This is a genomic window from Gordonia sp. JH63, from assembly GCF_009856645.1.
Classification (GTDB): Bacteria; Actinomycetota; Actinomycetes; order Mycobacteriales; family Mycobacteriaceae; genus Gordonia; species Gordonia hongkongensis.
The window spans coordinates 3,288,330-3,300,807 of the sequence record NZ_CP047235.1; the positions used below are offsets into that span (position 1 = coordinate 3,288,330).

Consider the following 12,478-nt stretch of genomic DNA (forward strand, 5'->3'; position numbering starts at 1 on the left):
GGGGAGTGGATTCGTCCGCGGGTCAGACGCGGGCCTTCTCGATCGCCTCCCACCGGCGCAGGTTGTGCCGGGCGTCGCTCAACGCGTCGTGAGCGTCCGACGGCGTGGGCGGCAGCGCCGGTCGGCCCGCGGCCTCCCAGTGCTGCCGCAGCTCACGGGTGAACCGCGGGATCTCACGCGGCAGCGCGGTCATGGGACCCCACAACTGGCACAGCACGACATGGTCGTAAGCGCCCACCCAGGCCCACAGCTCGATGTCGGAGCCGTCGGCGGTGAGGAACTCGAGGAGATCTTCCCGGATGCGTCGCCGGTCCCGCCACGCGGACGACGACGGCGAGGGCAGTTTCGGCAGCACGTTGGCCCGCACCCAGTCCCCCGCCCGGCCGGGGTCGAAATCGGTCGACACCGCATAGAACTCGCGGCCGTCCTCACCGACGACCCCGATCGAGACCAGCTCGATGGTGGTGCCGTCCTCGATGAACTCCGAGTCGTAGAAGAAACGCATGGGTCAAGTATTCACACACCCTCGTGCCGACCCGCTCACCGCGCACCGTTTCGCCATACCGCCCTCCGGCTGTCTACCCTGGTATTTCGTGCGCTCCAGGTCCGTGCTGGCGACCGCTCTCCTGGCGGCGTCGATCATCGCGCGGCTCGTCTGGGACACGCTGACCGTGAACGGCAGGAACTTCGTGGACCTGCACGTTTACCGCGACGGTTCGGCGGGTCTCGCCGACGGGTCGCTCTATCTCTTCACCTACGCCGGTGAGACCGACTTCGCCCTGCCCTTCACGTATCCGCCGTTCGCGGCCGTCGTGTTGTACCCGTTGTCGCTCGTGCCATGGGACCTGGTGGCCATCGGCTGGCAGCTCGCGACGTTCGGAGCCCTGTACACCTGCGTCGTCCTCGCCTTACGCCTGTGCGGGTCGACGACCGACGTCTACGCCGTGGCCGCACTCTGGACCGCCCCCGCGATCTGGTGCGAACCGGTCCGGGTCACGCTGGACTACGGCCAGATCAACGTCTTCCTGATGCTGGGCACCCTGCTGGCGGTCACCTGGGCGCGCAGCGACCGCGGGGTGCTCGCCGGCGGCGCACTCATCGGTCTGATGGCCGGGGTCAAGCTCACCCCGGCGATCTCCGGGCTCTGGTATCTCGCCGCCCGCAAACCCCTGGGCGCCCTGGCCGCCGCGGTCGCCTTCGTCTTCACCGTCCTCGGTTGCCTGCTGCTCTTCCCCGACGTCACCCGCACCTACTACGGGACCCTGCTCGGCGACGCCGAGCGCATCGGTCCCGTCGAGGCGGTGATCAATCAGAGCCTGCGTGGCACCCTGTCCCGCTTCGTGGGCTTCGACGTGGGGTCGGGCTGGATCTGGATGGTCGGCGTCCTGGTCGCGGTCGTGGTGGCGGTGTTCGCCGGCCGTGCGGTATCCGACGCGCTCGGAATCCTGCTGGTGGTCCAGCTCTTCGGACTCCTGGTGTCGCCGATCTCGTGGGTGCATCACTGGGTGTGGATCATCCCGCTGGGAATCTGGCTCGTGCACGGCACCGGTTCGCGGCGCCGGGGCGCGCGGGCGGTCCTCGCGATGTGGATCGTGGTCGCGGGGCTCGGGATTCCGTGGTTGCTCCGGGTCACGATCGAGTACGGTCCCCATCCCCCGGCGGCACTCGAGGCGGTTTTCGGGGCCGCGTGGCCGGCGGCCACCTTCGTCACCTTCGCCTGGATGATCGCGACGCGCGCCGCGCGCGACGAACCCCGCGACACCCGACCGCGCGACGTCGTCGCCGCGGCGATCGTCGCCGACGGCCGCGTGCTGCTGGCGCAGCGGTCCCGTCCGGCCGAACTCGCCGGTCTGTGGGAACTGCCCGGCGGTCGTGTCGAGTCGGGGGAAGCCCATGCGGCGGCGCTGGTTCGGGAGATCCGCGAGGAGCTCGGAGCCGAGGTCGAAGCCGGCGAGGGCGTCGGCTCCCCGGTCGCGCTGCCCGGTGGCCTGACCCTGCACGCCTACGCGGCGCGGTTGCGCTCGGGGACTCCGACCGCGCTCGAGCACCTCGACGTGCGCTGGTTCTCCGCCGACGAGCTTCGACACCTCGACGCCGCCGAGATCGTCCCGGCAGATCGCGACTGGATTCCGGAGCTGTGCGCCGTCCTGGACGGCACCCGGGTCGGCGACGCCGGCTGATCAGGCGGCGTCGGCCGCCGGGGGCTCGACCGGCGGGGCCTGGTTCTTCAGGCTCGCGGCGTAGACGTCGACGTACTGCTGACCCGAGAGCTGCATCAGCTCGTACATGATCTCGTCGGTGACTGCGCGTTCGATGTAGCGGTTGCCCTCCATGCCCTCGTAGCGCGAGAAGTCCAAGGGCTTGCCGATGCGCACCGACACCCGAGTGGGTCGCGGCAGGATACTGCCCGGCGGGTTGAACTTGTGGGTGTCGATCATCGCGACGGGGATCACCGGCACCCCGGTGTCCATGGCCAGCCGGGCGAGACCGGTCTTTCCCTTGTAGAGGCGTCCGTCGGGCGATCGGGTGCCCTCGGGGTACATCCCCATCAGCTTCCCCTTGTCGAGCTGGCGGCGTGCCGCGGTGAGCGCACCCTCGGCGGCCTCGGCCCCGGACCGATCGATGGGGATCTGACCGACCGCGGTGAAGAACCAGCGCTGGAAGCCACCCTTGAGCCCCGTACCGGTGAAGTACTCGCTCTTGGCGAGGAAGTAGATGCGGCGATCCACCATCAGCGGCAGGAAGAAGCTGTCCATCACCGCGAGGTGATTGCTCGCCAGGATCGCCGGGCCGTCGGTCGGGATGTTCTCGTGTCCTTCGATCGTCGGCCGGCCGAGGACCCGCAGGATCGGACCGAGAAAGATGTATTTGAACGCCCAGTACCACATGAGAATCTCCTCGCCGCGCACACCGACCCGATGACCACCGCCGGACAACCGCGCCGCGGAGACCGCGGAACCGAGGAGTGTCCCGACGCCAAGACCTTACCCGCGTCGCACTCTACCGTCCGGCCGGGACCGCTCGGGGTCTCGCCGGGAGCACTCAGAGCCCGGAGACCGGCCGTGTCTCGGGGTGCGGGTCGGCCAGAGGGCGTGCGGCCGTCCGGATCGCCTGTCGCGCAACCTCGGCCGCGCCCACGACGCCGGCGGTCTCGCCGAGCTGGGTACCGCGGATACGCGCGAGCTGACGGTGTCCGGCACCGGTGACCTGGCGGGCGTAGTGCTCCCGGGCCTCGTCGAGGAACAGCCCCGACGCCGCGCCGACGCCGCCGGCCAGGACGATGAGGTCGGGGTCGAAGATGTCGGCGATCATCGCGAGCCCCTGGCCGAGCGACGTCGCGAACCGCGCGAACGCGGCCAGCGCGACGGCGTCCCCGTCGGCGGCCGCGCGGGCGACCCGACGGCCGGTCAGCGACCCGGGGTCCGCAGCGACATCGGCGGCGAGTTGGCTGCGCCCCCAGTCGCCGTCGGCGAGCAACTCGACCACGGTGTCCACGAGTGCTGTGCCGCTGCAGTACCGCTCCCAGCAGCCGCGTTTGCCACAGGCACAGGCGCGCCCGTCGGGGACGATCGTCAGATGTCCGAGTTCCGGTGCGACGCCGTAACTTCCGCGATAGATCTCCCCGTCGATCACGAACCCGGCGCCGATCCCGGTCCCGATCGCGAGGACGACGGTGTTGTGTCCACGGGCCGCCGCGCCGAACCGCCATTCGGCCACCGCGGCGGCGTTGGCGTCGTGTTCGGCGAAGACCGGGATCCCGACGCGGCGGGTCATCTCCTCGGCGACCGGCGCCTCGCGCCAGGGCAGATGCGGCGCGAACCGGACGATGCTGCGGTCGGTGGTCAGGAAGCCGGCGATCGCGAGCCCGACGGCCTTCGCGTCCCAGCGCGAGGTCAGTTCGCCGACCAACCGGTCCAGGCAGTGCTCGAGCGCGGCCGCGGTCGGCGGGGTCTGCGCGCGGAGGGTGTCGAGCATCGTCCCCCGGTCGTCGACCACCGAGGCGCGCACGCTGGTGCCGCCGATGTCGATGCCGATCGTCAGGTCGCCCATCAGTTCTCCTGCCCGGGGCCGGGTTCGGGGGGCGGCGTGGCCCGCCGTGAGGCATCACCGCGTCGCGGTGTGCCGGCCTCGCGCCCGGCGGCCGGTCCGTTGAATCGCACCGCGATCGGTTCGTACTGGCGTGGTGACGCCGATGAGGTCGGCGACGAACGCAGCGCCTCGGCGATGGCCTCGAGTACGGCGATGACCGCGGCGATCAGCCGGGCGACCAGATCGCCGATCTCGGCGAGCAACGAGGTGATCTCCCCCGACGCCCCGGAGAGCGCATGTCCGAGCGGACCACCGTCGGCGAAAGCGGCGAAACCGGGGCGCGTCCCCGTTGCATTCGCACCACCGGCGGTGGCCGACTGCGGAGCCGGCGCGAAGAGCGCGGCCAGGTGGTCGATCTGGGCGGCCAGTCCGAGCAGCAGGTCGCGCACCGGATCGGCGGGTCCGTCGCGACGCCCGTCCGCGGACCCGTCACCGGCCTGCCGGAACGTCTCGTCGTCCGTGCCCATCGCCAACTCTCCCCTTCTCCCGGCCCCGCGCGAACACCCACCCGCGTGTCTGTCGTCGGGGTCATCGGCACCGTACCCTGCCGTCTCGAACAGTGCGGTCTGGCGAACGTACCCCGCCCGGGCGGGATCATTCCACCATCGCCGTCCCACCTGGCCGTCGGGAACTGCGCGGCGCCGACGTAGCGGGCCGAGGAACCGGTTCAGTTCTGCGGCCGGGGCCACACCGCCGGATCGGGGACGAAGCCGATGCCCAGGGTCGTGCCGTCCCAGTCGGCGTCGACGACCGTGCAGCGCCGTAGCACCGACGGCAGCCGCACCGGATGGCGGAATCCCGCGATCGTCACCAGGAGGTCGTCTCCGCTGCGCCCGAGCGCCAGCGAATCCGGTTCCGGTAGGCGCTGCGGCCACGACAACCGGTACACCGGACCGGCCGGCTTGCCGCTCACGCGCCCCTGGCCCGCCTCGACCTCGGCCGCGGCCGAACCCCGGGGGACGCCGTGCGGTGCCGGCAACGAGACCGAGAGCTTGCGGAGCCGCGCCATGCGATCGATCGCACCGGGCGATTTCTCGACCACCTCGACGACGACGGAACGCGAACCGTCGGAACCGGCGAGTTCGGCCCGCACCATGTCCGCGACCTCGGCCGCCGGTTCGGCGCCGACGCCCGCGTTGACCTGGACCGAGGCCAGCGGCAGGCCCATGAGGTCGGCGGCGGCGAGATGGTGGCCGGTGAGTCGTCGGCTCCGGTCGTCGGCGGCGAGAACGAGGTGCACCGCCACCGCATGCGGATCGGCGAACAGTTCGGCGATGTCGAGGCAGTCCCGGTCGATGGCGTCGACCGCGGCCGTCAGTTGCGCGACCATCGGACGCTCGGAGGCCATCGCGAGGCGTCGGTGACGCGGCCAGAACCGGTTGAGGGCCTGGCTGAGAACTGCTCCGCCACGGAGGAACTGGAGTGGGTCACCACATCCGGAACAGTCGACGACGATCCGCTGCCACCGGCCGCTGATCGCCTCGTCCCGGATACGGCGCAGGAGCAGGAAGTCGTCGATCCCGGGCAACGAGGTGAGCTCGGCGGCGTCGATCCCGGCCAGGGTGCCGACGCCGGGCAGGGCCGTCTTGCTGCGGCTCACGGTGTGCTCGAGCACCTCGACGAACGCCGACCATGTGCGTTCGGTGAGGTCCAGTCGGTCCAGGGTCAACAGGTGCAGGTATTTGGACACCGCGACGGGCTCGCCGGGCCGGCGGTACACCCGTGCCCAGTCGGGAACCGGCGACCAGCGGTCGACGGTGATGAGGAGCGTGTCGGATTCGGCTGCCGACAGGCCCGACCGGGGCACGGCCCGGGCCGCCCGGGAGGTGCCGGGACGCTGGGTCGCGCCGGCGGCCGCGACCGCGGAGACACCGGAACCCCCCGGCCCGAGCACGATGTGGATGGGTGTGAGATCGATCAGCCTTCGACCCTCTTCTTGAGGTCGTTCAGCGCGGCATCGGTGATCGCCTTCTCGGCTCGCCGCTTCAGCTGGCCGATCATGGGCACCTGCAGGTCGACCATGAGTTCGTAGGTCACCTTCGTCGATCCCGGGACCTGTTGGGTCAGCACGTATCGTCCGCGCTGATCCTTCTGCAGATCGCTCGACACCAGGCGCCACGACACCGCGGGGGCGTTCCGATCCCATTCGTAGGCAAGCACATACGTGTCCTGGAGGACACCGGCGTCGAGCACGAACCTGACCTCGAGGGCGCGGCCGGCTTCATCCGTGCGCAGCACCTCGACCTCGCGGGCGGCGGTCACCCACTCCGGGTAGTGCTCGAAGTCGGCGATGACGGCGAGGATGGCGTCGGCGTCGGCGCCGATGACGATGTCGCGTTCGGTGTGGTCGGCCATCACCGCATCCCGGCCGACTCGAGACCGGCGGCGGGACCACCGACGACGCGGCCCTTCTCCAGCAGTCGTTTGACCTCGAAGGAGACTTCTTTGCCCGTCACGCGGCGCAGCTTGTTCTGCTCGGCCAGCACGTCGGCGCGGGCGCGGGGATCGTCGGGCAGCGGACCGGCGGGTTCGGCGTGGAGGAAGTAGTGGAGCACGAAGCCGTCGAGGACCGCCTCGTTCCAGATCTCCATCGTCCCCGACACCGGACCCGCGACCTGCCAGCGCACGCCCTGCTCGCCCCGGTCCTCGGTGACCGCCAAACGCAGGTCCGGCCACCACCGGCGCCAGTTGGCGGGGTCGCCGATCACGGCGGTCGCCGACGGCGGCGCCGCGGCGACGAAGACCTCGTCGGCCACCTGGATGCTCGTCACGCCCACTAGCTTCACATACTCGTGTCGGCGCAGGGTAGTGCACCCGAAACCGACGTCGCGATGAGTCCGATTCCGTGTCGGGGATACGATTCGGTGACTGATGTCTACTGGAGGGTAACCACGATGGGCGAGTACAGCGTGCCCGCGAAGTTCTCGATCGGCGACGACGAGAACTGCACGAACATCATCTTCGGCCTGGCGCAGCGGTCACCGCAGCACATCGTGTTCCGCCACAAGCAGGGCGACCGGTGGGAGCCGGTCACCGCCGCCGAGGCCGCCTCCCGCATCTCCGCCATCGCCAAGGGCCTGATCGCCTCCGGCGTCAACCCCGGGGACCGGGTTGCGCTGCTGTCGCGCACCCGCCTCGAGTGGAATCTCTTCGACTTCGCGATCTGGTCCGCGGGCGCGATCACCGTGCCCATCTACGATTCGTCCTCCGCCGGCCAGATCGAATGGATCATGCAGGATTCCGGTGCGGTCGCGATCGTCCTGGAGGACGACGGACATCGCGCCGAGTTCGAGTCCATCGACTCCCTGACCACGCCGGTGACCGTCTTCCAGATCGACCGCACCGACGGGCCGGGTGCCGTCGGCGAGCTCGTCGCCGCCGGTGCCGACGTCCACGACGACGAGGTCGCGGCCCGCCGGGCCACCGTCAAGGCCGCCGACCCGGCGACGCTGATCTACACCTCGGGGACCACCGGCCGCCCCAAGGGCTGCGAACTCACCCACGCCAACATGCTGTCGGAGGTGCGGGCGGTCCTCGCCGGCGACCTCCTCGATCAGGTCATCGCCCGCGACGAGAAGCGTCTGCTGATGTTCCTGCCCCTCGCCCACGTCCTCGCGCGCGCCATCACTCTCGTCGCGATCGAGGCCGGCGCCGAAGTCGGGCACACCAGCGACATCCCGAACCTCGTCGACGAATTCGCCGTCTTCAAACCGTCGCTCATCCTGTCCGTGCCGCGCGTGTTCGAGAAGGTCTACAACACCGCCCGCCAGAAGGCCCACGACGGCGGCAAGGGCAAGATCTTCGACGCCGCGTCCGAGACCGCGATCGCGTACTCGAAGGCGAAGGAGAAGGGGCAGGTCGGTCTCGCGCTGAAGGTCAAGCACGGCGTCTTCGACGCGCTCGTCTACAAGAAGCTCCGGGCCGCCCTCGGCGGCGAGTGCCAGATGGCGATCTCCGGCGGCGCGCCGCTCGGCGCCCGGCTGGGCCATTTCTTCTCCGGCGTCGGCGTGCCGGTGTACGAGGGTTACGGCCTCACCGAGACCACGGCCGCGTTCAGCGTGAACACGCCGTCGGCGTCGAAGATCGGCAGTGTCGGAAAACCGTTGTCGGGCAATGCCGTTCGGATCGGTGACGATGGTGAGGTGCTGTTGCGCGGCGGGGTCGTCTTCACCGAGTACTGGCAGAACCCCGAGGCGACCGCATCCGCGGTCGTCGACGGCTGGTTCCATACCGGCGACCTCGGCACCGTCGACGCCGACGGCTTCATCACCATCACCGGCCGCAAGAAGGAACTGATCGTGACCGCGGGCGGCAAGAACGTCTCCCCCGCCGGACTCGAGGACGTCATCCGCGCCAACGCCCTGATCTCGCAGGCCACCGTCGTCGGTGACGCGAAACCGTTTGTGGCCGCCCTGATCACGATCGATCCGGAGGCGTTTCCGGCGTGGAAGGAGCGCACCGGCAAGCCGGCAATGGCGACGGTCGCGGACCTCGCCGACGACGCCGACCTGCGCGCCGAGGTCCAGTCGGCTGTCGACCTCGCCAACAAGACGGTGTCACATTCAGAGGCCATCAAGAAGTTCCGCATCCTGCCGACCGACTTCACGGAGGAGACCGGCGAGATGACGCCGACCCTCAAGGTCAAGCGCAACGTCGTCGTGGAGAAGTTCGCCGGCGACATCGAGGCGATCTACCAGCGGTGAGCTCCCCGCCGGCGCCGGTTGATCCTCAGAGCAACTGGCGCAGGCGGGCCGCCATCTGGCTCCACTGCCAGTTCTCGACGACGTAACGCCGTCCGGCCCGGCCCATCTCGGCCGCGGCCGCGCGATCACCGAGGATCGCCAGGATCGCCAGGGCGACCGCGTCGACATCGGTGCCGTCGACGGCCGTGCCGGTGACCCCTTCCTCGATGGTCTCCGGCGCCCCACCGGACAACCCGGCGACCACGGGCACGCCCGACGCCGATGCCTCCAGGTAGACGATCCCCAGGCCTTCGACGTCCAGCCCGCGTCCCCTCGTCCGGGACGGCATCGCGAAGACGTCCGCGATGTTGTGGTACGCCGCGAGGTCGTCGGCGGGCACCGAGCCGGTGAAGATCACATGGTCGGCCACGCCCGTGTCGGCCGCGAGGTCGCGCAGGGTCTTCCCGTAGGGACCACCGCCCACGATGACCAGCGTCGCGTCGGGGATGGTGCGTCGGATCAGCGGCAGGGCGCGGATCAACACATCCTGGCCCTTACGGGGCACCAGCCGCGACAGGCAGAGGATCGTCGGACGCTCCCCGAGGTCGAGATGTTCGCGAAACCGCTGTCGCAGCACCGAATCCGGGGCGAACCGCTCGGTGTCGACGCCGGGGGGCAGGTGTTCCAGGGCCGCGCGGGCGCCGAAGGCCGACGCGAACCGGCCGCGGGTGTATCGGCTGACGAAGGTGATCACATCGGTGTGGCGGCCGATGTGCCCGAGCACCTGCCGCGCGCCCGGCAGCATCGACCACCCGACCTCGTGACCGTGCGTGCTGGCGATGATCCGCTGGGCGCCCGCGCGACGCATCGCCGGCGCCAGCACGGCCAGCGGTGCGGCCGCGCCGAACCACACCGTCGAGATCTGTTCGCGGCGCACGATCTCCGCGGCACGCCGCGCCACGAACGGGGTGGGGAGCATGAGCGTCGTCGGGTGCCGGTACACCCGATACGGGGCGGCCGCGTCGAACTTCTCGTGCGAGTCACCACGCCAGCGCGGCGCGTAGACGACCACGTCCTCCGGCGGCAGCAGGTCCACCAGATTCTGCAGGTAGGACTGGATCCCGCCCGGACGGGGCGGAAAGTCGTTGGTGAGCAACAACGTTCGAGACATCAACGGGCCTGCACTTCGAGCCACCGCTGCCACCCCGCGACCAGTTCGGCACGCGTCAGCCCGACACTCGAGGCGATCGCCGTGTCCTGCGCCGCGGGCAGGGCCGACGCCGCGACCCCCATGTACATCTTCTTCAGCCGCGCCTCGTCGAATCGATCGGCGACGTAGGCGGCCAGCGACCACGCACTCTGATAAGCCACCTGTGAAGTCTGACCGTCCATCGCGAAGTCGGTGTCGGCGGGTGGCCCGGTCGGAACTCGACCGGCACGCACGGACGCGATCAGGTCGGGTGCGGCATCCGCGATCCTCGTATAAGTCCCGTTGCGCCCGACGAATTCGGCCACGCCCTCGGTGATCCAGAGCGGCGCGTCGAGCGCGGTGTGAACGCGGGCCGCGACATGGGTCAACTCGTGCCGGAGAACCACCGCGAGCGTCGGTGCGGCGAGTTCCCGGGCCGCCGGGGTCAGGATGATGCGCTGTCCGGTCGCGGTGCGCTGGACCAGGTCGAGGCTGCTGAACACGGTCGCGGCCGCCGCGGTCCCGGTCGCCGCTCGGCCCTCGGGTACGAGTGCGGCGAACTCGTCGTCGGTCGCCGTGGCGACCACGACGGCGCGGCGATCCCAATCGTCGCCCCAGAAGTCACTGACGGCATCCACCGCCCCGGGCAGCTCCCGCTGCAGCGTCGCCACCGTCGAAGACGTTCGGGGATACGAGGCGACCACCGACGTGCCGCCTGCGGTGGCGGTGTCGGCCACCTGGAGTCCGGGCAGCTCCCACATCTGAGTGGGTGCGGATTCTCCTCCCAGGGCCGTGGCGTCTCCGACGAGGCGCCAGGCCTCGCCGTAGCGGGCGACCACGAACTGGGTGCCGACGACCACCTCGGCCTCGTCGACTCCCGGGACCCCCTCGCCGCCGAGCGCATAGCGCAACTCCACCGGAGCGACCCACGAGTCCGAACTCCCCGCGGCATCGAGGAGCTCCTGCAACTCACCGGGTACGAGCACCTCCGCCTCTTCGGTGGGCGCAAGCTGATAACCGAACCGTGCGAACCGCAGGGTGCCGCTGCGACCGTTCCGCGGCGTGAACCGGCTGGGCGCGAAACCCGCGGCGGCCGTGACGAATCTGTCCTTGAACGCCGGGGTGGCAGCGGTGTCGACGAGGGTGCCGATCGCCCGCACATCCCCGGAACGCACCGCTTCGGTGAGCGCGTCGAGCAACCGCGTCACGCCCGCCGCTCGATCACGCTCGTAGACGTTGACCGCGGTGCTCGACGACACGGGCGCGGCGGACGAACCGGGCCCGCCGGGCACATCGACCGTGCCGCACGCGGTGGCGACTGCGAAAACCAGAACGACCACGGCCGAGACGGGGCCGGCGCGCCCGCGCGGTGAGGTCACCGGTGGAACTAGAACCGGCGGGCAGAGTTGTACGGTCCGGCCTCGTCGAGCGGCTCGACCTTGACCGGCACACCGAAGGTCGAGGCGTGGATGACATAGCCGTCACCGACGTACATACCGACGTGATGGGCATCGGGATAGTAGATGACCAGGTCACCGGGCTTGAGGTCATTCTTCTCGACCGGCTGACCGCCGGCCATCTGCGCCTGACTCGATCGCGGGATGGTCTTGCCGGCCTGCCGGAACGCCCACACCATGAGTCCCGAGCAGTCGAACGAATTCGGTCCGGTGGCGCCCCACACATAGGGGTCGCCGATCCGGGTGAGCGCGGCGTGAGTGGCGATCAGTCCGGCGGCGGTGCCCTTGGGCACCAGTCGCGGATCGAAGTCGAAGGTCGGACCGCGCAGAGCCGCCAACTGCTTGCCGGTCATCGACTTGTAGATCGACCGGATCTGGATCGCCTGGAGCTGCAGGTCGGCTTGCTTCGTCTGGAGGTCACCACGGACCCGTTCGGCGCGGGAGACCGCCTCGGAGGCGGCCACCGCCGTGCGCTCGGCATCCTTCTTCGCGATGGCGGTCCTGGCCCGCACCTTCTTGATCGCGGTCAGGTCCACCGACGCCTGACGCGAGATCATGTCGAGACCCGACATCTGGTCCAGGAGCGCCTGCGGGGAGTCGCTGACCATCACGGCGTACAGCCCGCTGACCCGCGCGCCCTGATAGCTGGCGCGGACGATCGCGTCGACTCGGTTCTGGTGCACGGCGAGCTGGGCGCGGCTGGTGTCCAGCGTCTGCTGCGCCTCGGCCGCGGCTTTCTTGGCCGCCGCCACGATGCCGCGCTGCTTGTCGTACTCGATCTTGGCGTTGTGCATCGCCTCGGTGGTCTTCTCCGCGTCGATGCCCAGTTGCTTGTAGCGGTCGAGCAGTTGATCGGCCGAGCGCGCGGGCACCGCACGGGCGTCCCCGACCCCGCCGGCGACGGTCGGTGCCAGCACGGCGAACGCCGACAGGACACAGAGCGCCACCATCAGCGGACCCGAACGCATCCTCGGTCGCGTCGCGCGACCACGCCCCTCCCCGATCAGCACGGTCTACTCACTCCCTCGTGTGTGCTCGTCGATCCCTGAGCATCCCGGGCC

The 12,478-nt window shown here is 70.1% G+C and carries 12 protein-coding genes; 2 read left to right on the forward strand and 10 right to left on the reverse strand.

All coding sequences use genetic code 11. From position 1 onward, the window contains the following. Positions 1 to 22: 22 nt before the first annotated feature. Entirely contained in the window at positions 23 to 505 is a 483-nt protein-coding gene (locus GR168_RS14590) for a polyadenylate-specific 3'-exoribonuclease AS (RefSeq protein WP_058251695.1), read from the reverse strand. A 103-nt stretch (positions 506 to 608) separates the two neighbouring features. Here GR168_RS14590 and GR168_RS14595 point away from each other — a divergent pair, with 103 nt between their 5' ends. Continuing rightward, positions 609 to 2,180, forward strand: coding sequence for a mannosyltransferase (locus tag GR168_RS14595; RefSeq protein WP_159371940.1), 1,572 nt, complete (start codon positions 609 to 611; stop codon positions 2,178 to 2,180). Here GR168_RS14595 and GR168_RS14600 read toward each other — a convergent pair whose 3' ends face one another. The 6 genes from GR168_RS14600 to GR168_RS14625 all read right to left on the reverse strand — a co-directional run bounded on the left by GR168_RS14600 (position 2,181) and on the right by GR168_RS14625 (position 6,875). Continuing rightward, positions 2,181 to 2,888, reverse strand: coding sequence for a lysophospholipid acyltransferase family protein (locus tag GR168_RS14600; protein WP_159371058.1), 708 nt, complete (start codon positions 2,886 to 2,888; stop codon positions 2,181 to 2,183). 154 nt (positions 2,889 to 3,042) lie between these two features. Beyond that, positions 3,043 to 4,050 carry an ROK family protein gene (locus GR168_RS14605; RefSeq protein WP_058253064.1) on the reverse strand — a complete coding sequence of 336 codons (1,008 nt, stop codon included), beginning with the start codon at positions 4,048 to 4,050 and terminating at the stop codon, positions 3,043 to 3,045. Next, entirely contained in the window at positions 4,050 to 4,556 is a 507-nt protein-coding gene (locus GR168_RS14610; RefSeq protein ID WP_159371059.1) for a hypothetical protein, read from the reverse strand. Before GR168_RS14610 ends, GR168_RS14605 begins: the two co-directional genes overlap by 1 nt. 200 nt (positions 4,557 to 4,756) lie before the next feature. After that, a complete protein-coding gene (locus GR168_RS14615) occupies positions 4,757 to 5,986 on the reverse strand; it encodes an ArsA-related P-loop ATPase (RefSeq protein ID WP_137808543.1) in 1,230 nt (409 codons plus the stop codon). Between the two features lie 20 nt (positions 5,987 to 6,006). After that, complete coding sequence (locus tag GR168_RS14620; RefSeq protein WP_058253066.1) at positions 6,007 to 6,444, reverse strand: SRPBCC family protein; 438 nt, start codon at positions 6,442 to 6,444, stop codon at positions 6,007 to 6,009. Then, a complete protein-coding gene (locus GR168_RS14625) occupies positions 6,444 to 6,875 on the reverse strand; it encodes a hypothetical protein (protein WP_137808477.1) in 432 nt (143 codons plus the stop codon). Before GR168_RS14625 ends, GR168_RS14620 begins: the two co-directional genes overlap by 1 nt. Positions 6,876 to 6,983: 108 nt before the next feature. Between GR168_RS14625 and GR168_RS14630 the strand changes: the two genes are divergently transcribed. Then, the gene (locus GR168_RS14630; RefSeq protein ID WP_159371060.1) at positions 6,984 to 8,792 is read left to right on the forward strand and encodes a long-chain fatty acid--CoA ligase; all 1,809 of its coding nucleotides are present in this window, start codon (positions 6,984 to 6,986) and stop codon (positions 8,790 to 8,792) included. A gap of 25 nt (positions 8,793 to 8,817) precedes the next feature. On the opposite strand, the gene GR168_RS14635 is transcribed toward GR168_RS14630, so the two are convergent. Genes GR168_RS14635 through GR168_RS14645 form a run of 3 tightly spaced genes read right to left on the reverse strand, consistent with a single transcriptional unit; the run spans position 8,818 to position 12,385 of the window. Then, positions 8,818 to 9,942 carry a glycosyltransferase family 4 protein gene (locus tag GR168_RS14635; protein WP_065630042.1) on the reverse strand — a complete coding sequence of 375 codons (1,125 nt, stop codon included), beginning with the start codon at positions 9,940 to 9,942 and terminating at the stop codon, positions 8,818 to 8,820. Next, positions 9,942 to 11,339: a hypothetical protein gene (locus tag GR168_RS14640; RefSeq protein ID WP_159371061.1), complete on the reverse strand. Its 1,398-nt coding sequence runs from the start codon at positions 11,337 to 11,339 to the stop codon at positions 9,942 to 9,944. The genes GR168_RS14635 and GR168_RS14640 overlap by 1 nt, the downstream gene beginning before the upstream one ends. Positions 11,340 to 11,347: 8 nt before the next feature. Further along, entirely contained in the window at positions 11,348 to 12,385 is a 1,038-nt protein-coding gene (locus GR168_RS14645; RefSeq protein WP_068972099.1) for an NlpC/P60 family protein, read from the reverse strand. Positions 12,386 to 12,478 lie beyond the last annotated feature (93 nt).

What these genes read in the sequence shown, in the direction of transcription:
- GR168_RS14590 (WP_058251695.1), bottom strand. Translation starts at nt 505, where the DNA reads ATGCGTTTCTTCTACGACTCGGAGTTCATCGAGGACGGCACCACCATC.
- GR168_RS14600 (WP_159371058.1), bottom strand. Translation starts at nt 2,888, where the DNA reads ATGTGGTACTGGGCGTTCAAATACATCTTTCTCGGTCCGATCCTGCGG.
- GR168_RS14605 (WP_058253064.1), bottom strand. Translation starts at nt 4,050, where the DNA reads ATGGGCGACCTGACGATCGGCATCGACATCGGCGGCACCAGCGTGCGC.
- GR168_RS14610 (WP_159371059.1), bottom strand. Translation starts at nt 4,556, where the DNA reads ATGGGCACGGACGACGAGACGTTCCGGCAGGCCGGTGACGGGTCCGCG.
- GR168_RS14620 (WP_058253066.1), bottom strand. Translation starts at nt 6,444, where the DNA reads ATGGCCGACCACACCGAACGCGACATCGTCATCGGCGCCGACGCCGAC.
- GR168_RS14630 (WP_159371060.1), top strand. Translation starts at nt 6,984, where the DNA reads ATGGGCGAGTACAGCGTGCCCGCGAAGTTCTCGATCGGCGACGACGAG.
- GR168_RS14635 (WP_065630042.1), bottom strand. Translation starts at nt 9,942, where the DNA reads ATGTCTCGAACGTTGTTGCTCACCAACGACTTTCCGCCCCGTCCGGGC.
- GR168_RS14645 (WP_068972099.1), bottom strand. Translation starts at nt 12,385, where the DNA reads ATGCGTTCGGGTCCGCTGATGGTGGCGCTCTGTGTCCTGTCGGCGTTC.